This window comes from Pseudoalteromonas sp. GB43 (assembly GCF_054923805.1).
In genome coordinates this window covers 155,571-177,741 of the sequence record NZ_JBPCHJ010000002.1, presented here as the reverse complement: position 1 = coordinate 177,741, position 22,171 = coordinate 155,571, and the positions used below count along the sequence as shown (strand labels likewise).

General features: G+C 41.4%; 22 protein-coding genes and 2 pseudogenes. 9 read left to right on the top strand and 15 right to left on the bottom strand.

Going from position 1 to position 22,171, the window contains the following annotated elements; genetic code table 11:
- Positions 1-41: 41 nt before the first annotated feature.
- Together ACRWSG_RS18110 and ACRWSG_RS18105 are read left to right on the top strand one after the other, a co-directional pair.
- Entirely contained in the window at positions 42-1,013 is a 972-nt protein-coding gene (locus tag ACRWSG_RS18110; protein ID WP_462167084.1) for a hypothetical protein, read from the top strand.
- A complete protein-coding gene (locus tag ACRWSG_RS18105) occupies positions 994-1,968 on the top strand; it encodes a hypothetical protein (RefSeq protein WP_462167083.1) in 975 nt (324 codons plus the stop codon). Before ACRWSG_RS18110 ends, ACRWSG_RS18105 begins: the two co-directional genes overlap by 20 nt.
- 347 nt (positions 1,969-2,315) lie before the next feature.
- Here ACRWSG_RS18105 and katG read toward each other — a convergent pair whose 3' ends face one another.
- Complete coding sequence (gene katG / locus ACRWSG_RS18100) at positions 2,316-4,493, bottom strand: catalase/peroxidase HPI (RefSeq protein WP_462167081.1); 2,178 nt, start codon at positions 4,491-4,493, stop codon at positions 2,316-2,318.
- A 573-nt stretch (positions 4,494-5,066) separates the two neighbouring features.
- Complete coding sequence (locus ACRWSG_RS18095) at positions 5,067-6,440, bottom strand: GAF domain-containing sensor histidine kinase (RefSeq protein ID WP_138600148.1); 1,374 nt, start codon at positions 6,438-6,440, stop codon at positions 5,067-5,069.
- A gap of 270 nt (positions 6,441-6,710) precedes the next feature.
- On the opposite strand from ACRWSG_RS18095, the gene ACRWSG_RS18090 reads away from it, so the two are divergent.
- The 3 genes from ACRWSG_RS18090 to ACRWSG_RS18080 all read left to right on the top strand — a co-directional run bounded on the left by ACRWSG_RS18090 (position 6,711) and on the right by ACRWSG_RS18080 (position 9,551).
- The gene (locus ACRWSG_RS18090; RefSeq protein WP_054553406.1) at positions 6,711-7,601 is read left to right on the top strand and encodes a tetratricopeptide repeat protein; all 891 of its coding nucleotides are present in this window, start codon (positions 6,711-6,713) and stop codon (positions 7,599-7,601) included.
- Positions 7,602-8,029: 428 nt separating this feature from the next.
- Positions 8,030-8,350, top strand: coding sequence for a helix-turn-helix transcriptional regulator (locus ACRWSG_RS18085; protein ID WP_462167080.1), 321 nt, complete (start codon positions 8,030-8,032; stop codon positions 8,348-8,350).
- The gene (locus ACRWSG_RS18080; RefSeq protein ID WP_462167536.1) at positions 8,340-9,551 is read left to right on the top strand and encodes a type II toxin-antitoxin system HipA family toxin; all 1,212 of its coding nucleotides are present in this window, start codon (positions 8,340-8,342) and stop codon (positions 9,549-9,551) included. Before ACRWSG_RS18085 ends, ACRWSG_RS18080 begins: the two co-directional genes overlap by 11 nt.
- Before the next feature lie 177 nt (positions 9,552-9,728).
- On the opposite strand, the gene ACRWSG_RS18075 is transcribed toward ACRWSG_RS18080, so the two are convergent.
- The 4 genes and pseudogenes from ACRWSG_RS18075 to ACRWSG_RS18060 all read right to left on the bottom strand — a co-directional run bounded on the left by ACRWSG_RS18075 (position 9,729) and on the right by ACRWSG_RS18060 (position 13,367).
- Entirely contained in the window at positions 9,729-10,436 is a 708-nt protein-coding gene (locus ACRWSG_RS18075) for a nuclear transport factor 2 family protein (RefSeq protein ID WP_054553404.1), read from the bottom strand.
- A 71-nt stretch (positions 10,437-10,507) separates the two neighbouring features.
- Positions 10,508-11,247, bottom strand: a pseudogene (locus ACRWSG_RS18070) (ferredoxin--NADP reductase).
- A 189-nt stretch (positions 11,248-11,436) separates the two neighbouring features.
- The gene (deoD, locus tag ACRWSG_RS18065; protein ID WP_036972525.1) at positions 11,437-12,138 is read right to left on the bottom strand and encodes a purine-nucleoside phosphorylase; all 702 of its coding nucleotides are present in this window, start codon (positions 12,136-12,138) and stop codon (positions 11,437-11,439) included.
- Positions 12,138-13,367, bottom strand: coding sequence for a phosphopentomutase (locus tag ACRWSG_RS18060; RefSeq protein WP_138618996.1), 1,230 nt, complete (start codon positions 13,365-13,367; stop codon positions 12,138-12,140). The genes deoD and ACRWSG_RS18060 overlap by 1 nt, the downstream gene beginning before the upstream one ends.
- Positions 13,368-13,558: 191 nt before the next feature.
- Here ACRWSG_RS18060 and udk point away from each other — a divergent pair, with 191 nt between their 5' ends.
- The 4 genes from udk (at position 13,559) to ACRWSG_RS18040 (ending at position 16,316) form a co-directional block, all read left to right on the top strand.
- Positions 13,559-14,188 (top strand): uridine kinase, encoded by a 630-nt coding sequence (udk, locus tag ACRWSG_RS18055; protein ID WP_138618998.1) that lies wholly within the window; start codon positions 13,559-13,561, stop codon positions 14,186-14,188.
- 18 nt (positions 14,189-14,206) lie between these two features.
- Complete coding sequence (locus ACRWSG_RS18050; protein ID WP_294409436.1) at positions 14,207-15,430, top strand: NupC/NupG family nucleoside CNT transporter; 1,224 nt, start codon at positions 14,207-14,209, stop codon at positions 15,428-15,430.
- Between the two features lie 157 nt (positions 15,431-15,587).
- On the top strand, positions 15,588-16,073 hold the full coding sequence (locus ACRWSG_RS18045) for a substrate-binding periplasmic protein (RefSeq protein WP_462167078.1): 486 nt from the start codon (positions 15,588-15,590) through the stop codon (positions 16,071-16,073).
- The gene (locus tag ACRWSG_RS18040) at positions 16,074-16,316 is read left to right on the top strand and encodes a hypothetical protein (RefSeq protein WP_462167077.1); all 243 of its coding nucleotides are present in this window, start codon (positions 16,074-16,076) and stop codon (positions 16,314-16,316) included.
- Between the two features lie 121 nt (positions 16,317-16,437).
- Here the strand turns inward: ACRWSG_RS18040 and ACRWSG_RS18035 are convergent, their stop codons facing one another.
- From ACRWSG_RS18035 to ACRWSG_RS17995, 9 genes and pseudogenes are all read right to left on the bottom strand, one after another.
- The gene (locus tag ACRWSG_RS18035) at positions 16,438-16,797 is read right to left on the bottom strand and encodes a hypothetical protein (protein WP_462167076.1); all 360 of its coding nucleotides are present in this window, start codon (positions 16,795-16,797) and stop codon (positions 16,438-16,440) included.
- Between the two features lie 100 nt (positions 16,798-16,897).
- A complete protein-coding gene (locus ACRWSG_RS18030) occupies positions 16,898-17,146 on the bottom strand; it encodes a transporter substrate-binding domain-containing protein (protein ID WP_462167075.1) in 249 nt (82 codons plus the stop codon).
- 168 nt (positions 17,147-17,314) lie between these two features.
- A complete protein-coding gene (locus ACRWSG_RS18025) occupies positions 17,315-17,524 on the bottom strand; it encodes a cold-shock protein (protein WP_119852743.1) in 210 nt (69 codons plus the stop codon).
- A gap of 252 nt (positions 17,525-17,776) precedes the next feature.
- Positions 17,777-18,481, bottom strand: a complete 705-nt coding sequence (locus tag ACRWSG_RS18020) for a hypothetical protein (protein WP_138600143.1) — start codon at positions 18,479-18,481, stop codon at positions 17,777-17,779.
- Positions 18,469-19,218 carry an iron transporter gene (locus tag ACRWSG_RS18015; protein WP_249362658.1) on the bottom strand — a complete coding sequence of 250 codons (750 nt, stop codon included), beginning with the start codon at positions 19,216-19,218 and terminating at the stop codon, positions 18,469-18,471. The genes ACRWSG_RS18020 and ACRWSG_RS18015 overlap by 13 nt, the downstream gene beginning before the upstream one ends.
- Entirely contained in the window at positions 19,202-19,522 is a 321-nt protein-coding gene (locus ACRWSG_RS18010) for a cupredoxin domain-containing protein (protein WP_171041562.1), read from the bottom strand. Before ACRWSG_RS18010 ends, ACRWSG_RS18015 begins: the two co-directional genes overlap by 17 nt.
- A gap of 19 nt (positions 19,523-19,541) precedes the next feature.
- On the bottom strand, positions 19,542-20,852 hold the full coding sequence (locus ACRWSG_RS18005; protein ID WP_462167074.1) for an ATP-binding protein: 1,311 nt from the start codon (positions 20,850-20,852) through the stop codon (positions 19,542-19,544).
- A pseudogene (locus ACRWSG_RS18000) lies at positions 20,852-21,512 on the bottom strand (response regulator transcription factor). The gene ACRWSG_RS18005 and the pseudogene ACRWSG_RS18000 overlap by 1 nt, the downstream one beginning before the upstream one ends.
- A gap of 3 nt (positions 21,513-21,515) precedes the next feature.
- Positions 21,516-22,163, bottom strand: a complete 648-nt coding sequence (locus ACRWSG_RS17995) for a tetratricopeptide repeat protein (RefSeq protein ID WP_130151988.1) — start codon at positions 22,161-22,163, stop codon at positions 21,516-21,518.
- Positions 22,164-22,171: the final 8 nt, after the last annotated feature.

The following is a 22,171-nucleotide window of genomic DNA, read 5'->3' as shown; positions in this document are numbered from 1 at the left end:
GCATTTCTTTTACACAGAAAACAACATTTTAAAGGATGTAAATGAATAAGCTACTTAGCGTATCGGCATTGACTCTGGCTCTAACAGCCTGTGGTGGCGGGTCATCAACAGACAAAAAGCCAGATGCAGAAACGACAAAAAATACCGCCCCTACTCTATCTGGATCACTCACACTCTCTACCAAAGCACTTGAATCAGCCAGCTTAGTTGTTGATATTAAAGATGAGCAAAACGACAGTGTGACAACCACGATTATTGATAAGCCAGAGTGGCTAAGTGTCACGACCAGCAGCAATCAAGTGACTTTTAATGCTGAGCCGAGCCTATTTGAAGTAGCTAACCATTCTTTTACTGTAGAAGTGTCTGACGGTAAAGCAAGTAATCAATACACTTTAACCGTAAATGTCGCTGAAAACCGTGCAGCATGGCAACCTATTGAGCTTAGCAATAACGAAGTGATAGGTAACTGGCAATCAAGCGATGGCAGTGTACGGTTGGTATTTGCTAGCGAAGATGCAGGTGTAATCGCTCAAAATGGTGAGTTAAGTCGTTTTGAATGGTCGAACCCTGATGTCATTGCGTTAAATACCCAAGCGATTGATTGCTTGCATGAGTGTAATCAACAAGCCTTACTTGAAATGGAAGTGTTAGCTAAGCGCGATGATGCTATTCGTGTTGAGCTATTTAATGTTTCAACCGATAAAGGCGAAGTTGTCACCCTTTATAAATCAAATGCAGAGTTTAGCTCTGAGTACTACGCTGATGTGGATCAAAGCTCGTTCCACTCTGTTAATTATTTAAGTACAACGGGCGAGGAAAGTTACTTTGAAGTATCGCTAGCAAGCTATATTCCAACGGCTTCAGGAAGCACTACGTCGTATACTTATGCTGACTTTTCGGCAACGTTAGAGGGTAAAGCATTAAAAATTAACAGTGATACATTAGTTACGACTCAAAACACAAAGCAATTGAGTAACCTTGGTCATGAAGTAGATGTCGCATTTGATCTTTAATCTAATTGATGCAGAAGTTATTGCTCAGTTTGATGACTTTTTAGTGCTAAAACTACGTCATGTTTTAACTTATAAAGATGAAAGTGCACAGAATATTATTAATGAATCAACCGAACTGGCTGAAGCTCTGCTAGAAAAAACATCGATTAGCGCACTTCGAAAACTTACCCCTGTTACAGTTCCTGAGCTGACAGTAGGTAAATCATATACTGGTCGTTTAAATAATAAAAATTCAGATACGGGCGAAGGTTTAACGTTCCGTTATGTACCCACATTTTTTACAATCACTGCAGCCGACACAGCAACGGTCACATTCAATACACCTAAAAGTACTGACTCATTTAAATGGCATTACAACTTAGACAATAACGGCGAAACCGTTAAAGTAATGGGTAATGACATAGAAACGAGCTTACAATTTTTCACTCAGCCTGATGGCAAAATGATCATGGCACGCGAGCGTAATAAAGAGCAGCGCCAAGCTCGCTTAGGGTATGAGTTCATAGAAGTAGTTGATGATTCAAGCATCACACTCGATGATTATAAGCATCTATTTAGCTACTTACGTCAAAATTATACCAGCAGTAGCCAGAAAATATACTGGTATATAAATGATGATGGTAAAGGCAGCTTCTATTATGCTGACCAATATGGCCTTGAAAATAGAGCTGACTTTACACCAAGTAGCTATTGGCAATTAGAAGCTGACAACAGCATTAGCTTTGCAATGATGTCGCAGTGCCCAAATGCAGTTGATTACGCTAGCTGTAAAGATGAAGTATTAGCAAATCAAGAAGTTGCCTATTCATCATTATTTAATTTCAAAATTCTTGCTAAAGACGGTAATAAATACCTTTTTGACCGCCTGTTTTGGCAAAGTACGTATGCTTACAGCGAAAGAGAATTAAAAGAGAGTATTTTTCAAAATAGCTATTGGTTTGGGATTGAGAAATAAAGTAGCTTACAGCGGTGCGCGAAACAAGTTTCACGCCTACGTTGTAGAAGCGGGTTTATCCCGCGTCATCAGCGAGTTCTGGGCGCTAGGACGCGATATGAAATCGCTGCTTCACAAATCAGTACCATTCCGATTTTAAAGTCTGACGGGCTAAAGCCCGACCTACAAGGGAAACATTAGGTGCTAGGTTATGGGCGCTAGGACGCGATGTGAAATCGCTGCTACTTGTTCGGCGTTAAAACGCCACCTACATCTCGTCACTTTCCCCTTGTAACTCGCTAACTTCTCTAAATAAAAAAGGCCACACAGTTAAACTGTGTGGCCTTTGTACTTAACGGAATTTTAAATTAAATGTCGAAGCGGTCGGCGTTCATTACTTTCACCCATGCGTCGACAAAGTCTTTTACAAAACGTTCATTGTTGTCGTCTTGTGCGTAAAACTCTGCATAAGAGCGAAGGATTGAGTTTGAACCAAACACTAAATCAACACGTGTTGCTGTCCATTTAGTTGCACCTGTGCTGCGCTCAACAATATCATAAAGACCCTTACTTGTTGGCTTCCATGTGTAAGCCATATCGGTTAGGTTTACGAAAAAGTCGGTGCTAAGTGTGCCTACATTATCTGTAAACACGCCATGCTTAGAGCCGCCGTGGTTAGTGCCAAGTACACGCATACCACCAACAAGAGCGGTCATTTCTGGTGCTGTTAAGCCCATTAATTGCGTACGCTCTAACATTAGCTCTTCTGCTGATACCGCGTAATCTTTCTTCAACCAGTTACGGAAACCATCATGAATTGGCTCAAGTACGTCGAACGAGTCTGCATCTGTCATCTCGTCTGTGGCATCACCACGACCCGGCGCAAATGGCACGGTGATGTCAACGCCCGCTGCTTTTGCTGCTTGTTCAACCGCTGCTGACCCACCAAGTACAATTAAATCGGCGAGGCTTACTGGTTTGCTTAAACCCGCTTGCACTGATTCCAGTGCGCTTAATACTTTAGCTAAACGCTCTGGCTCGTTACCTTGCCAATCTTTTTGCGGTGCTAAACGAATACGAGCACCGTTTGCACCACCGCGATGGTCTGAGCCACGGTAAGTACGGGCACTATCCCATGCTGTTGCGATTAAATCTGCTTGGCTTACACCACAGTTAAGTAGCTTGGTTTTAAGTTCGCTAATTTCGCTGTCAGATAATGTGTAATCAACCGCAGGGATCGGATCTTGCCAGATCAGATCTTCGCTTGGTACATCGGCACCCAAATAACGTGATTTAGGGCCTAGGTCACGGTGCGTCAGTTTGAACCATGCGCGTGCAAACACATCACTAAAGTATTCAAAATCATCGTTAAATCGCTCGATAATTTTACGATAGGTTGGGTCCATCTTCATCGCCATATCGGCGTCGGTCATGATGGGGTTTAAACGAATTGATGGATCTTCAACATCAACTGGTTTGTCTTCTTCTTTAATATCGATTGGTTCCCACTGCCACGCACCTGCAGGGCTCTTCTTAAGTTCCCATTCGTAGTTAAGCAATAAGTAGCAATAACCGTTATCCCACTTAGTTGGATGAGTAGTCCACGCGCCTTCGATGCCCGAGGTCATGGTATCGCGGCCAATACCGCGTGAGTTGTGGTTGTTCCAACCAAGACCTTGTTCAAACACATCCGCGGCTTCTGGCTCAGGGATAACGTTTTCTTCGCTACCATTACCATGGGTTTTACCCACAGTATGACCACCAACTGTAAGTGCGGCAGTTTCTTCGTCATCCATTGCCATACGGGCAAAAGTTTCGCGAACTTGTTCTGCTGTTTTAAGTGGATCAGGGTTACCATTCACCCCTTCTGGGTTTACGTAAATTAAGCCCATTTGTACCGCTGCTAATGGGTTTTCCATGGTATCTGGTTTTTCAACATTCGAGTAACGCTCGTCACTTGGTGCTAGCCATTCTTTTTCAGCGCCCCAGTAAACGTCTTTTTCAGGATGCCAGATATCTTCACGGCCTCCCGCGAAACCAAAGGTTTTTAAACCCATTGACTCATAAGCCATATTACCGGCTAGGATCATTAAATCGGCCCAAGAAAGCTTGTTACCGTATTTCTTTTTAATTGGCCAAAGTAAACGACGTGCTTTGTCTAAGTTTGCGTTGTCTGGCCATGAATTTAATGGTGCAAAGCGTTGGTTACCTGTACCGCCGCCACCGCGTCCATCCTCTAAACGGTATGAACCCGCTGAGTGCCACGCCATACGGATCATTAAACCACCGTAATGGCCCCAATCAGCTGGCCACCATTCTTGGCTTTCGGTCATTAAGCTTTTTAAGTCGGTTTTAACGGCTTCAAGATCAAGAGATTTGAATGCTTTAGCGTAATTAAAATCTTTGCCGTAAGGGTTCGTTTTGCTGTCGTGTTGGTGAAGAATGTCGAAATTGAGTGCGTTTGGCCACCAGTCAGTATTTGATTGAGCGGTGACAGTGTTACTACCATGCATTACTGGGCACTGGCCCGTTTTTCCATTACTCATTGCTTGCTCCTCATAAGCTTAAAATACGACGAAAGCTAGTTTACTTAGCATCATCATAAATAAAGATTTCTATTGGTTTTGAATAACTAATAACTCAAAAGTTCCTGTTGTTTAAAACTATAGGAGCACTACATAAATAAAGCTAAATCTTGAACATGGTTTTAAATCGATTGATTCGATAGAAAAATACGATTTGATTCATTTTACAAAACAGTCCATTTTATAAAGGTCTTTTTACTGCGAGTAGCCCTTATGAAAACAATTAATCCTGATGTTGCTAGACAATTAAGCATTAACTTTTTTATCGCCAATTTACCTATTTTAATGTTAACTGGGCTGGTAGTTGCTTCGCTTGTGGGGTTAACGTTTAGAAGCTCATTATTGTTTTGGCTGACGCTATTGGTTACACCTTTAAGCATTAATTATTTATACTCGAAAAAACGTATAAAGCAGTTTTGCAAAAACAACAAGTGCACCGATATATCATGTCTCGCTAAGCAAACTGATTAATTTTTAATTTTATTACCCAGTCACCAGATTATTTAGCCCTCAACTTGTATAAATATTAATTAGTTATGCGAGTTTTATAGGCAGTTTAAAATTAACTGTCATGCCATTAGAAGGTGAACTCGCAGCACTCACTTCACCTTGTAATGCTTGCGTTGCAAGGTTATAAACAATTGACATTCCTAATCCACTTCCACCTGAGCCACGCTTCGTAGTAAAAAAGGGCTCAAACACTTTATGCAAAGTTTCTGTATCCATGCCATGGCCATTATCTTTGTAGCAAAGCAAATAAACACCTTGTGCTTCGTCAATATTAACCGATATGTTTATTTGGTTGTCTTGGCGTCCAACAAAACCATGAACGCAACTATTATTAACCAAATTCATTATGATTTGACTCAAAGCTCCAGGGACTGTGATCAACTCAAAGTCATCGACACAATTCACATTTACACTGACGTTATGACTACGGGTTAAAGGCATTAAGCTGTGTAGAATGTTTTCTAAGTAGTCTTTAATGTTGGTTTCTAATAAATCGAGTGAAGATTGATCTACTGCCGTTTGTTTAAAGTCGCTGATTAATTTTGCTGCTCGCTCTAAATTAGTGAATGATATTTTAAAACATTCGTTTAAATGATTAATACTCTCTATCAGCGCAGCCTTAGTTAACGTATTTGACTGTATAAGCTTATCAACTTCAGAGAGTTTGTCTTTTGCCGAACTGTTTGCAGTCACCGCGATACCTATTGGCGTATTAACTTCATGTGCAATTCCAGCAACCAGATTACCCAATGAAGCCATTTTTTCTGCTTCAATAAGTTTTTCTTGCATCTCGGTAAGTTCAGATAAGGTTTTCTCGAGCGTTCGAGTGCGTTCAACAACACGCTCCTCTAGGTGCTGATTAGCGCGTTCAAGCTCTGCGTTTATACGTTCATTTTCTTGTGCTGATAGCGCTCTGCCGTATAGATCTGCTAATGCGCCTATAAATGAGCATTCATCTTCTGTCCAATGTCGCTCACTACCAATGTGCTCACAACAAAATATACCGATCATTTTTCCTTTATAGCGAATTGGTGCATCGAGCATAGCGCCAATATTAAGTGGTGTTAGGTAGCTTTCGCTAAATTCGTAGGTAGCAGGATCAGTATGCGCATCAACCGCTGTTATTGTGCGTTGCGTATCAAGTGCTTTGAAATAGTCAGGGTATGCGTCCCGGGGAAGCACTAGCATTTGAATTTCTTTACCATTTTCTCTGTCGAGTAATAAACGGCACTCAATTGCTGTATTTTCTTTATTAAGTAACCAAATGCCGGCACGCCCGATTTCGAGTCCATCGAGTACAGCATTAAGGATTAGCCGTTCAGCTAATTCAACATTTCCACTATCGAGATCAGACGAAATTGATACACCATAAAGCAGTTGTACTAGTTGCTGGCGCATATTCTCACCTTTTAGTTTTAGTATCCTTTAAGTTTAGACGAACAAACTCAATATCGCATATAGATTAACTTTTTTTAGAAACTCTTTAAGTATTAAGTAGTTGTTCAGATAAAAATGAGTATATTGTACCTAACTCCTGTTGATACCCCTTACGACTTTATGTTGTTTAAGCAGTTTGGCCAGCTCTCCCCCGAGCTGGTTTTTTTTGCCTAGTCCCTAGTGCTCACGCATGTTACAGTTACCTCAGTAATCACCAAAAATTAATATGTTATGCGTTATACCCTAATTTTAATCACTTTTTTAATGAGCTTTAGCCCATTTGTAGCAGCTCAAAATGAGCCACAAAACCGCCCAGCATTAACTGAAGCAGAGCAACAGCAAGGACTCGATAAGCTTCAAGAACCTATGTATAAACCATTGTTAGAGCGCTATATTCTTGATGAATTAAAAGCGGTGCGCCAAGACCAACAAAAACTACGCGAAGATGTGACAAAACAAGTTGCTCATACACAACTTGATACTGCCGACCGTGCATTAACTTATACAACCGACACCATTAATAATGTGTTTTTCATTATTACCATTACCGCTTCAATCTTGGTCTTAGTCGGTTGGAATTCCCTACGTGATGTGAAAAATAAAGTAGAAGATATTGTTAATACACGCGTGAGTGCGATTACAAAAGAATATGAAGAGCGCCTAAAAGTACTCGAAGAAAAACTACGTGAGCGATCTGAAGAGATCTTATTAAACCAACAAAAGATCTCAATCACCAATGAAGTTCATTCTTTATGGATGCGTGCCAATTTAGAAAGCGATGTTGCGAATAAGATTGAGATTTTTGACGAGATCTTAAAACGTAAACCAGAAGACGTAGAAGCCATTGCCTATAAAGCAGATGCTCTGTTAGAAATTAACGAAACAGGTGAGGCTATCGAGCTTTGTAATCAAGCATTAGAAATTGATAGCGACTACGGCTACGCATACTGGCAACGTGCTTGTGCCTATGCATTACTACACAAACACGCCGATGCAATGGCTGATATTCGTATGGCTCTTGAATATTCTCCTAACCTACGTAACGAGCTATTACACGAAAGCGCGTTTGCCAGCCTACACGACAACGACAGCTTTAATTCGTTGTTAAATGAATCGGCATAGCCGAACCCCATGTAGCAGCGGGTTTATCCCGCGTCATAGGTACTAGGGTTTAGGTTTTAGGCGCTGGGAGATGTAAATCGCTGGTTTCTAGTCTTTAGAGGTCAGATATTAGATATCAGCCGAAATGTGGGATTATTAAGGTCGATTGTTCTTCTCAGCATTCGACCTATTCACTTTCCAGGTAGGTTGGGTCGAGCGGAGCGACACCCAACATATAGAGACGATCAGACGCGCGAAACAAGTTTCACGCCTACATGTAGCCGCGGGTTTATCCCGCGTCATAGGCGAGTTCTAGGTCCTAGGCGCCAGGACGCGATGTAAAATCGCTGCTACCTCGTACCTCGAAACTCGCTAACTTGAACCCACTAACTTAATCCCCCTCTATTGCAAAAAAACCAAATACCGCTAAACTAATCATTAAGTATCTAATGATTAAAAAAGTAATCAATATGCGTTCTGAACAGGCTGCAAAAATGGCACAAAAGCTGGGCGATTTGATACGCCAGCACCGAACACTTCATTATACGCAAAGTACATTTGCGAAAATGATTGGGGTATCACGTTCAACTATACAAAAGTTGGAGCAAGGTGATGTTGTGAAAAGTGACATTCTTTTTGAAGCGCTGGTTGTACTTAACTTACAGGGATCGCTTCTCGATGAAATAAATGAATTAGCGGCCGACGTAGGTGGATACAATGCTCGCCAACGCAAACGAAATTCACCACAGGAAATCAATGATGACTTCTGAGTGCTATGTTTTTATAGATGGTTTAGAAGAAAAACCCGTTATCTGTGGTTACTTTAAATTAGATAATCAATCAGGTCGCGGTGAGTTCAACTATGGTAAGAGCTATTTAGCCCGAAGCGATGCCTTTGCTCTAGATCCAATACATCTGCCATTAAAATCGGGGATTTTCAGTTACAGCGCAAACAGAGGTGTATTTGGCGTATTGAGTGATGCAGGAGCTGACTCGTGGGGGCGCAAGTTAATTCTTTCGCTTCATACTACAAAACCCAAAAACGAGTTAGAATTTTTATTAGCTGGGTCTGGATATGGCGTAGGAGCGCTTGTTTTTAGTCTCTCGCGAAGTGCCTCAAAGCATAAAACTAACAAAAACACCTTGTCTGATTTAGCCTTGCTAGACCAAGCTAAAGATGACTTGCTGGCGAATAAAACAATTTCTGATGAAGCTAAGAAAGCATTTGAGTTTGGCCAAAGCATGGGGGGAGCTAGACCAAAAACTTCTATACAAATTGACAACAAACTCTACTTAGCAAAATTCAATCGCCAAGATGATTTATTCAATCTAGTCAGAGCTGAACATGCTGCAATGAAAATGGCGGAACAGCTTGGTATTCGAACGGCTCCTACCTTTATTCATAAAACACATACCGGTGATGTGCTACTTGTTGAGCGGTTTGATGTTAGTAATGGGTTACCAACACACCACTTTTTAAGTGCGAATAGCTTACTGCAAAAACCCAAAGTTGCTATGAGTGATCTTTCAAGTGACTACTCATATGGTCAATTAGCTGAATTTATAAGGCATCAAACAATGCAAAATGCAGGTGATGCTGAAGAGTTGTTTAAGCGAATGGTGTTCAATGCGTATATTGGTAATACAGATGATCACACTCGCAATCATGCATTCCTATATTCATTTTCACAAAAAAATTGGCGATTAAGTCCAGCCTATGACATCACTCCAATAAACAACTCAAAACAACATGGTCTTGGCTTTGGTGATGATGACCGTTATGCAAGTAAAAGCAATTTTTTATCTCAGGCTAAGCGATTTGGGTTAGCAAATTCAGCAGCAAAAAACATCATTAAAGAGATTGAAGAATATTGCAAAGATTGGCCGACTCACTTTAAACATTTTGCAGACGTTAGTGATGAAGATATCACCCGTTTAAAAGGTGTAATTCCTGAAATTAATGAAGATTAATAGCGCGAAACAAGTTTCACGCCTACATGTAGCAGCAGGTTTATCCCGCGTCATAGGCGCTGGGATTTAGGTTCTAGGACGCGATGTAAAATCGCTGCTACCTCATATCTCGAAACTCGCTAGCTTGAACCCACTAACTTTCACCCATAAAAAAAGAGCAGCTGGGCTGCTCTTTTTCTAGCGGAAGAATAACACTTTGGTTATTTTACCATTTTCTATTTTATAACTAGTGACAAATTCAGCTCGCTTATCAACCACCTTAGGGTCTTGTGAACAAGTCTCTGATAGCTCATGGTCAATCACAATATTTCCATGCACAATTCGTTTAATTGGAGACGATTTTATACATTTAAGCTTTTTAAACATGATGCCATAACGAGCTATAAGCTTTTCTTTCCCTGTGAACATTAACTCATTTGGGAATGTGTAAAACTCGACGTTTTCATCATACATTTTAATAAATGCATCAATATTACGAGCATTATATGCTGCTATTAATTGCTCAATTACAGCGATTGATTCTCGTGACTGACGCGCTTTTTCTTGTTGCTTGGCTGTTAGCGCCTCTTTTGCTTGCTTTACGGCCTTTTCAGCCTCATCAACTGCTTGCTGCTTTTCTTCAACTGTTTTTGGTTGCTCGGCAGGTGTAGGCGTTTGAGTACCGAGTACTTTGCTATCATCAACTTCTGCGACCTCTTTCTTAGATTCAGAAATTACTTTTTGCTCTGTTACTGGCTTTTCTTCAATAAACTCTAAACTAGGTACGTCTTTCTTTTCGGCTTTTTGTTCATGGCTAGTTTGAGGCTCGGCTTGTTCAGTGGTTTCTTCACTAGCAAATGACTGCCAAGAGAATAATAAACTAATTGCCAAAAATAACGGTTTCATACTTTTCCTAAATACATCATGCCTGATTTAAGGCGTTAAGGTAGCAAATTCTCACAGTTTGGCATAGTTTTTTACCAATATTGCTCAACGGTGATCTGCCCAGGCTCACGACGCCTGTTGCGGCTAAAACCAAGCTCTAACAAAATGGCCGTGGTATCTTTTACCATTTCTGGATTACCGCAAATCATGAACTGTGTCGAGTCAGGTTTAACAGGAAGCTCTACTACATCAAATAAGCGACGGTCTTTTATTACGTCAGTGATCCGGCCATTAAAACCTATTGTGGCTGACTCTCGGCTGACTACAGGCGAATAGTAAAGATTTGGGTACTGCTGCTGTAGTGCTTTAATGCGCGCTTGATAACTTAAGTCCTCATTAAAACGAACTCCATGCACTAAGTGAACATGCTCAAACTTTTGCCACACTTCGCCCTGCTCTAAAATTGAAATAAAAGTTCAAGCGCAGTACCTGTACTCAACATATAAAGCTGCTCACTGCTTGGCACTTCATCAAGGGTAAAAAAGCCTGTCGCGCGGCGCTCTATAGTCACTGAGTCACCCGGCTTTAATTGCGCAAGTTGTTGAGAAAGTTGACCGTCTTTAACATTAATCAGATAAAATTCGAGGTCGGGGTTATTCGGCGCATTAACATAGGAATATGCACGTGCTACCCGTTTATCACCCACTTGCATAGCAAGCTTTGTAAACTGCCCTGCTACAAATGGTTCAACATCGGCATTAACAATTAAGCTAAATAGTGAGTCGGTCCACCATTTAACATCTTTAACTTTAGCTTCAACCCAATTAGACATACACATCCTTAATTGTTGGTCCTCTATTAAAAGTGGCAACAATTGCTTGAATTTTCAAGTTTTAAGGGGCAGTTGCGAGCATAAATACATAGTCATAAAAAAAGCCGCATAAATGCGGCTTTGAGGTTAGTCTCACTTCACTTTGGGCGTGTTTCCAAATTTCAGTGAATACGTTACCAAGGAACTTATTTAAATTGATTCTAAAGCAATTTTAACCATTTCGTTAAAAGTGCTTTGACGCTCTTCACTTGGTGTTGCTTCACCAGTGATTACGTGGTCACTTACAGTAAATAGTGCCATCGCTTTTGCGCCGTATTCAGCAGCTACGCCGTACATGCCAGCTGTTTCCATATCAACAGCAAGTACGCCTAGCTTGTCTAATTCTTGATAGAATGTGTTATCTGCTTGGTAGAAAGTATCTGTTGTAAATACATTACCTACTTTCGCTTCAATGCCTAATTCTTTTGCTGCGTTTACGCCGTTGAGTAATAAACCAAAATCAGCAATTGCGGCAAAGTCGTAACCACGTACACGTGCACGGTTTACGTTTGAATCTGTGCTTGCACCTTGTGCAAAGATAACGTCACGGATTTTGATATCGCTACCAATACCACCACAGGTACCAATACGAATTAGATTTTTAACGCCGTAACTAACGATCAATTCACGGGCATAAATTGACATTGATGGAATACCCATCCCAGAACCCATAATACTCACTGGCTTACCTTTGTAGGTACCGGTAAAACCATACATATTACGAACGCCTGTTACTTGTTTTGCGTCATCTAAAAAGTTTTCAGCAATGTATTGAGCGCGAAGCGGATCACCCGGCATTAATACCGTTTCTGCAAATTCGCCTACATTGGCGCTGATATGAGGAGTACTCATTATTGGTTTCCTTTTTTGTTCGCTAATAGCTTGTCGTTAAAGCTATCACCGTATTCAAGTGCAGGAAGATTAAACCACTGGGCAAGGGTTTGACCTATGTCTGCAAAACTAGCTCGTTCTCCAAGCGGGGTGTTTGTCATTCCCGGTTGGTATGCAAGTACTGGCACGTATTCACGTGTATGGTCAGTGCCTGCTGCTGTTGGATCACATCCGTGATCGGCCGTGATAATTAACACATCATCACTATTTAGCTGATTTAAAATGGTCGGTAGGTAATCATCAAACTCTTTTAATGCTTTAGCATAGCCAACTGCATTACGGCGATGACCGTACTTTTCATCAAAATCAACTAAGTTTGTAAAAATCAAACTATGGTCAGGTGCGCTTGCGATTACTTCTGAGGTTTTCTCAAGCAAGTTCATTAACCCTGGCGCTTTGTGTTTTTGGGTGATGCCTTGGTGCGCATAGATATCGGCAATTTTACCAATACTGATCACTTCACCGCCGTCTTGCGATAATTTATCAAGCAAGGTTGGCGACGGAGGTAACACCGAATAGTCACGACGATTGCCTGTACGGGCAAAATCGTCACGGCTCGAACCCAAAAATGGCCGCGCAATCACTCTTCCTATGTTCATTTCATCAAGCAGCGCCCGTGCGATTTCGCAAACCTGATAAAGTTTCTCCAGTCCAAATGATTCTTCGTGCGCGGCTATTTGAAACACGCTATCAACTGAGGTGTAGCAAATCGGCATACCGGTTTGCATATGCTCTTCACCTAGCTTTTCTAAAATGGTCGTTCCTGAGGCATAACAGTTACCTAAAATGCCAGGAATCTCTGCGCGAGCAATTAGCTCATCAACAAATTCTTGTGGAAAACACGGCTGTGTGTTTGGGAAATAACCCCAATCAAATAACACAGGTACACCGGCCATTTCCCAGTGTCCTGAAGGCGTGTCTTTACCACTTGATAACTCTTTAGCGTAACCCCATGCGCCAATAGGTGCTTGGCGGTCACTGACTAAACAAGGTTCTTTACCTGCGGCTTCGCATGCATCAGCTAAACCTAAACGGGTAAGATTAGGAAGCGATAAGTGCTCACCAGTTTCTTCTGCATAGGCTTTAAGTAAATGAGCGAAGGTATTTGCACCTACGTCACCAAACTTTTCTGCGTCAGGTGCTGCGCCAATTCCTAGGCTATCTGCCATTAAGATGAGTGCTCTTGCCATGGGTACCTCGTTATCAATATGTGAATACTTTATATGCTCTTTGAATTTTTGGTACAGGACATAAGTCCTGTTTCATAAAACGGAAACATTATAAATTTGCATCTCTAAGCGAAGCAAAAGAGATTAATCGTGTCTTTTTTGCTATTGTGATCTACCTAACAATGTTTCCTTCTGTGTGGGCGAGAACTTTAGTGACACGAACAATTATAGCTATTGCTGGCGCATCTGCGTCGGGCAAGTCTCTTTTTAGCAAGACAATTTATAACGAATTAGTCAATGAGCTTGAACCGGGCGCGATCGCAGTGATCGAAGAAGATGCTTATTACAAAGACCAGTCGCATTTGCCGTTTGACCATCGAACGCAAACCAATTACGACCACCCTGATGCTTTCGAGCATGAGCTTTTGCATGAGCACTTACTTCAATTGCGCGCTGGAGAATCAGTAGACGTACCAACTTATGACTATGCAATGCATACCCGAAGCGATGAAACGCGTCGAGTGGCACCTGCAAAAGTACTTATCGTTGAAGGTATTTTGCTACTGAGTGATCCGGCACTTCGAAAAGAATTTGATATTAAGGTGTTCATTGATACACCGTTAGATATCTGCCTTATGCGCCGTATGCAACGAGATATGGAGCAGCGTGGCAGAACATTACAGTCCGTTGTTGATCAATATCAAGCGACAGTGCGACCTATGTTTTATCAGTTTATTGAGCCATCTAAGCACAAAGCTGATCTCGTAGTCACACGCGGCGGTATGAATCGCGTTGCCATTGATATAATTAAAAGTAAAATAAAATATTTACTGCAACAATAACAACGGGAAACAGTCAGTATGACAACATTTATGAGCTTAGTAGGCATTGTTGTGCTACTAGGCATTGCTTTTGCGGCTTCAACGAACCGTAAAGCAATTAATTTAAGAACTGTAGGCATCGCCTTTTTACTTCAAGTGTTAATTGGTGGCTTTGTCTTGTTCTTCGAAGTGGGCAAAAACGTACTGGCAAGTATGTCGCGAGGCGTCTCATCGGTTATTGGTTATGCCAATGACGGGATTAGCTTCTTATTTGGCTCACTGGCATCGCAAGATACCCTAGGGTTTATTTTTGCGATACAAGTATTGCCCGTTATCGTGTTCTTCTCAGCACTTGTTGCTGTGTTGTATCACATCGGGGTGATGGATTGGATAATCAAGATTCTAGGCGGTGGCTTACAAAAGCTGTTGAAAACCTCGCGCCCTGAATCGCTTTCTGCGACCGCCAATATTTTCGTTGGCCAAACAGAAGCACCATTGATTGTTAAGCCATTTATCGCCAGCATGACTAGGTCAGAGCTATTTGCGGTAATGGTAGGTGGCCTTGCTACCGTAGCAGGTTCTGTTATGGCAGGTTACGTAACAATTGGTGTAGAGCTTAAATACTTAATTGCAGCCAGCTTTATGGCGGCACCAGGTGGTTTCTTAATGGCAAAAATGATTGTGCCAGAGACCGAAACACCAAAAGAAGATTTAGCTGATTTAGACGTACAAGAAGAAAAACCGGTAAACGTAATTGATGCTGCCGCATCAGGTGCCGCAAACGGTATGCAACTAGCACTGAACGTAGGTGCGATGTTACTGGCTTTCGTAGCACTTATTGCACTTCTAAATGGGTTATTAGGCGGTATTGGTGGTTGGTTTGATCATCCAACATTAACGCTACAAGAAATTTTAGGTTACGTATTCGCTCCAGTTGCATGGTTATTAGGTGTACCTTGGGACGAAGCAGTAATCGCAGGCAGTTTTATAGGTCAGAAGGTTGTAGTTAACGAATTTGTTGCTTACCTCGACTTTATTAATTATCGCGATACGTTAAGTGCGCACACACAAGCGATTGTCACATTCGCGTTATGTGGGTTTGCTAACTTATCATCGATAGCAATTTTACTAGGTGGATTAGGCGGTATGGCGCCTAGTCGGCGAAAGGATATCGCACGCTTAGGGCTCAGAGCAGTGTTAGCAGGATCTATGGCTAACCTCATGAGTGCAGCAATTGCTGGTTTTTTCCTCTCGCTAGCTTAGAAACTTAATGAGATGAGCCGTAGTTGCAAAACAATAGGATAGGACTTTAAGGGGTTAAAGGTCTATCTGACTTGAACGATACTTCACCAAGGATCGCAAGGCCCTTTTATCGTTTTATGTGCTAAGATTTATTTACTAAATCCTTTTAAGTGCATAAATGAACTATTTTAGAATTTATATACTAACCTTTTTCTTAAGTTGGCCAGCCCTTTGCAAGCCGACCCTAACCGTTGTTACCGAACTATCACCGCCCAATCAAACCTTGATCAATAACCAAGTTGCCGGTAAAAGCACTGAATTAGTAAGAGCTATTTTTGCCAAAGCAAACTTAAATGCCAATATAGAGCTCTACCCTTGGGCCCGTGCTTATAATATGGCACTAAAAAAGCCGAATACTTTCATTTACAGCATGGCTAAAACTCCAGAGCGTGAACATCATTTCTATTGGATTGGTGAAGTAGCCACCTATGAAATGGGCTTTGTGAAATTAAGCGAACGCCGCGATATAAACATCACCTCCAATAAGCAAGCCAAACAATACAAGATAGCAGTTCAGCGTCATGACTTAGCAGCACAACGCTTAACTGAGCGCGGTTACACTGTTGTGTATACTTCAGACATCAATAAGTCATATCAGTTGTAGATGTCGGGGAAGGTTGATTTAATCATTGACGATAAAAACTATATCGCCGCGATGGCTAATGAATTAGGCCTTGATGAATCGCGCTTACACTTTGCCTTTGCAATTGATTTTTTAGCGATGAAAGGGTTCCTAGCTGCAAACAAAAATACTAACCCACACCATATCAATGCATTAAAAAATGCGTTTGCTGAGATTCAGGCATCAACGCTATATAGTCAGGTCATGCGAACAAATAGGCCTTAAGTAAGAGCAAGAAAAATTCGTTATTTGCTACTCTGAACAACCCCCAGTGCCTTTTACACTGCACCATGATAGTAGTACTCAGCTACCGATAGCTTCAACGGCTAACGATGACTAATAAAAATTATTTTGTATTGGTATTACTATATTGCTCAATAAAAAAGTCTAACTTACCCTGAGCAATTAGCTTTTCGTAACTTGATTGCAAACGTTCAACTACATCGATGGGTATGTTTTTATTTAATGCTAAATAATTCCCTAATGTATCGTTAAGAGGAAGCTCAACTAGCTTAACGACTTCTCGTCCAGGGTGCCCGTATTGAGTTAGCTGATAATCAAATGATAGATCTGAACCAATAATTAGCTCGATTTTATTTTTGAAAAATAAATTAAGACACTCATAACTATGACTCACTTTCAGCAAATTTTTACCATCACTAAAACCAATTGTTTCTACAAATTGCTCATAGATACTATTACGCACAACACATAGGCTATGTTCTTTTACCTGGGGTAGATCAAGTGGATTAATACGCTCATTTGATTTTAATCTATAAAAGAAATTTCGCGATGAGGCCAACAAATTATACCCAGTTAAACAGCTTTTCTCTTTGCGTAATTCGGGCTGTAGAGACTAACCCTGACAAGGGCTGTTGTTGCGCCAAGTGGAATGCTCTTGACCAAGGTAAGAGCTCAAAATTGCACTTAATTTTGGCATCGATGCACATGGCCTTAACAAACTTTAAGTTAATACCCTCTAAATGCCCTTTATTTGAGAAGTTATATGGCGGGAAATGCTCGGTGTAAATGGTGACACTTTCTTTTGCAAACACTACAGGTGCAAAGCTTAGGCACGCTAACAACAAATATTTTAAAATAATTAATACACTCTAATGACACAGCTGCATTAAATATAGAAATATTAACTAGCCCAGTCAATTTTTAGACATAAAAAAAGCAAGCCGTAGCTTGCTTCTTCTCTATTTTACTTTTCAGTAAAATTATAGCGGCTTGATGTTGTCCGCTTGAGGGCCTTTTTGACCTTGTGATAGAGTGAACTCTACACGTTGGCCTTCAGCTAAAGTTTTGAAACCTTCAGATTGGATAGCGCTGAAGTGAGCGAAAACGTCTGGACCATTTTCTTGCTCGATGAAACCAAAACCTTTAGATTCGTTAAACCACTTAACTGTACCTGAAACAACGTTAGACATAGTCATATTCCTGATATAAAAAATTAAATATTGCCCGTAGTGGGCGGGTGTAGCAAAAAATCAGATGGAACTTAAAAACTTCAGGACGGTACTACAAGTATTACTTATACAACAACGAAATAAAGATTTATTAATTACACGCTTTTTAGCTACCGCTCACTATATAGAGTTGCCAGAATATGTCAAATACTATCGTTTGCTAGGCTATATAAACAGGGCACTTAAGCTACTTTAAAGTAACTAAAACAGTCCTTAAAACTCAAACTCAAGTGCTAAACGAAAGCTGTGATCTTTGCCCGATTGACTAAGTTCACTAATAAAACCCGCTTCCCATTTTAACTGGCGTTTAGGGCTAAATCTGTGTAGCCCAATAAAGCCTGGACCAACCCCAAAAAAGTCCTCTCCCGCATAGATTTCTATCGATGGTTGAAAGGCTGAACGATAGCGATAACGGTATTGTAAGCGAAACTCGCTTTCCCACTCGTTTGCAATATCAGCGCCCCATTCATACACTAAAAATGCGTTCATAGTCAGGCTTGTACGGCCAAACTCTTTTTCCCATAAAAACCCAGTTGTTGCTTCGTATGCATCGATATTATGCTGCTTTTCAAGCTCAAATAACGCTCCCCAATCGGCCCATAAACGGCCTTGCTCAACCAGCTGCCAACGTAACTCAAGCTCATACGAAGATAAGCCAAAATCACCGTTATCATCTCGTTCGCCAACTAAGTAGCCCTCAAGACTCATGGTGTCGTTAATTGCGCCACCAAAGCCTGCACGCTGTGCAAGGACATTACCGTTATCGGTTTGCCGAGACACTAAACGCCACTCGACCTCACGTTCAAACGGCATCACATAAGGGTGATATACTTTATCAACCACCATGCCATCTGCCTGCGCGACTTGGCTGACACTTGCTAACAACAAGCAACTTAAGCTAATTATTAAGAACCGCATACTGGCTCCTCTGTCTTTTTAATTTTTAAAACGCGCGCTAAGGCAATAAATACTACAGCAGCAATAACATACACCCAGAGCGCAGTTTTACTCGGCGTGGCTTCGTAGCCCACTAAGGCTTTTAATACGCGCCCAAGCTCTGAGTTTTCAACTAAAAATCCACGCCAATCTAAATAATTTGAGGTCACGTCTAGTAAGTCGACCTGACTTGCTAAATCTAGAAATATCAATAACTTTGCTGTTGCATTAAAGGCAAGCAGCACGACTAAAGGCTGCACACCTGCACGTCTGACGATACTTTCCAGTAAAAAGAACAATAACACACCAAAACTAATACAAATGCCCACACCTAAACATGTACCGAGTATCAATGGCTCAGCGGTATCTTTACTGTGCCAAAAGCTGACCAAATAGATCATGTAATGGCTTAAATACAAGGTCATGGTTGCAATCAAGGCCAGTGCAGCCGCCATTTTTCGATGCTGACAACTCATTAGTGCAGCGACAAAAATCATTATACACAGCAGCATTTGTATGAACTCTAAGCCTCGGTGATCAAATAACTGACTCAGCCAAGCAGCGGCTTGTACAAATACTAAGCTCATCAGGGTACCAATAACGGCATAAATACTCAGCTGGCGCTGACTTAAAGGCACGATCAAACTCAAAAGCACAGCTAAAATAACCACAGGTAAAAGCTGATTAATGCTCATTAATAAACTAGTTATCAGCATCATTCACCTCCGTAGCCACGACAGTTCCTCTGGCTGTATTAGGCGAAAATTCTCCAAAAAAATCATAACGTCCAGGGCTGAGCGGTCCGATATAAATGACACTCTTACGACCAGGGTAGAGCACTTTTTCACGGTTTAAGTCAAAGCTATCGAACTCTTCTGGGGTATCATCTTGGTTTTCGATAACTAATCGCAGCTTTTTATTGGCAGGTACTGTTATTTCAGCGGGGTAAAACAAATGATCTTTTAAAATCAGCTTGTACTCTTTGGCATAGGCAAGCCAAGACGACATACATAGTAGCAGCATAGAAAGCGCTAAAATCCATTTATTCACTGACATCTCCTTGCATAAAAGAGACACTCACTCGCAAGCCACCAAGGTGACTATCTGCTAAAGCAATATCAGCATTATAAATCGAGACTATGTGTTCAACAATGGCCATACCAAGCCCGGCTCCTTGTTCACCTGATGGATGTTTATCACCACCCACACGGTAAAAACGGTTAAAAATGCGCTGTTTTTGAGCTTCATTAATACCTGGTTCCGAGTCATCTATTTGCCAAATAAAACGATTATTTTCGGTTTTCAGCGTAATACAAATTTCTCCCACAGCTGGGGTATATTTTATGGCGTTACTCAGTAAATTGCCAAACAAAGTAACTAAGGTGAATTCGTCACCGGCAATGATAAAATCATCGCCATCAATGCTAATGGAATGCTCTTTTTCGTCAATACGATCATAAAGTTGTGCAACAACTTGTTGGCTAATTTCTAACACCGACATGGGGCTAAATTGCGCTTGCCATTGCTCTGGATAAGTACGCCCCAAAATCAGCATTTGCTCAACGATATTGCTCAGTTTATCAACGCCTTTTTCCATCGCATCAAGCTCAACACTCTCAACACCTTGAGCCACTAAATTATGCACATTGATTTTTAAACTACTGAGCGGGGTACGCAGTTCATGGGCCGCATCTGAGGCAAAAAAGCGCTCTCGTAAATAGGCACTTTCAACCCGTTTGAATAGATCGTTTAAGCGGCTTATTACGGGTTTTATTTCTTGCTCTGGGGTTTGCCAAGGTATTGCAGTAAAGTCATTTGCTTGACGATGTTTAAGTTGATTTGATAACCGAGTTAGTGGCGCAAGCCCTTGTTTTACAAACACACTAATAAGGAGAGCAAGGATAGGCACACTCCACAACAGCGGCGTCATGGCCGATAGAATCACGGTTTCGGTTAGCGCCACACGTTTACTCAAGGGCTCAGCAATAAGCACCCGCTTATTACCTTCGCTTAAGCGATACACTTTGACGCGTTGCCCAGCCAAGTTCTCAACACTAAACCCGGTTTGCCACTGACTTTGATTACTAAGATTTTGCTGCAATGATTTTGAGCTTGAGGCCAAGCTGTCATCAACCCAAACTTGAAACAATAACTGCGGTAAATCACTGGTATAAGCTGGAGTTTCTTTACTGAGTGGCTGCTCGATTAACACATGTGCCAGCGTTACTAGCTCGTTATCGAGCAGTGCTTCAGCCTGATTCATACTTTCACGGTAACCTTTAGTAAATGCCAAAAAGCAGGTTAAGATCACCATAGACAATATAAGTAGAGTCAGCCTTTTACGAATTGACACTAGCGTTTACCCACCACATAACCAATGCCGCGCAAGGTTTTAATAAACTCTTTTGGGAATTTTTTACGCAAGTGATGAATGTGTACTTCGATGGTATTAGACCCCACCTCTTCGCCCCATTCGTACAGTTTACTTTCTAACTGCTGTTTTGATTGCACGCGACCTTGGTTTTCTAGCAAGGCTTTAAGGAGCATAAACTCTTTGCGCGGCAAGTTTACTGGCTCACCTTGAAAGCTCACGGTAAAAGCGGCGGTGTCCATTTCAACATCACCGACTTTTAAAGTGCTGGTCTGAGCTTGGGTCACACGCCTGCTGGCAACCCGAAGACGGGCAAATAATTCTGCGGGATCAAAAGGCTTTGCTAGGTAATCATCAGCACCTAAATCAAGCCCCATAACTTTATCATCAATACTGCCCCGAGCCGTTAAAATCACCACGGGCAGGTTTTTACGATGCTTTTTGATGTGTTTTAAAATGTCGATGCCATCACCGTCTGGTAGTCCTAAATCAAGGACTACCAGCTCAATTTCATCATTTTTCAGCCATTGCATCGCTGACTTAACGGTCGAACTATGTTCAACACTGTATCCTTGTTGACGTAAAGAACGACACAAACCTTTCTGCCACTAAGTGGTCGTCTTCAACGAGCAATAAATGCATAGTTTATCTCTTTATTTTTTTCTCTACCTTAGCCAATAGCTTAGTAATTTCTTGTTGGCGGTAAAGATCTGCTTTTGGTCTATCAGGGCGTGCTGGCGCTTGCTGTGCAACCAATAAAAACTCTCTAGCTGATTTATACTTGCGCTCGTCATATAGGAATGACGCATATAAATAGTTGCTATCGATACCACGCGGGTTTAATTCAAGCGCTTGCTTAAACAATTTTTTCGCTTCATCGTCATCACCAAACCCAATTGGCCAACCAGGTACTTTACCGTATAAGGTTGCAAGGCTCGTGTATGCTGAGCCATCAAGCGCTTTTGGATCTAGGCTTAGCGCTTTTTCAAATTGTGCTTTCGCATCTTTTGCAAGACCTAGCGCGCCTAAACCTCCTTTCGCCCCCGCATAGCTCGATAGCACAATACCGTACCAAATATGGCTGGCTGCTTGCTGGTCGTTCGCTTTTGTAAACTCTGCGGTTTCGCTCGCTAATTTTTCGAATGCATCTAACTGCGCATCGTCAACTAATTCGTAATTAACCACTGCCCACTGTTTTTGCACCGAACTTAAATCGCTATTAAAGTCGGCTTTTGCAGGCGCAGCCATGATAACACCTAACATCATTAGGGCTTTAAAATTTAGTTTAGTCATAATCATTC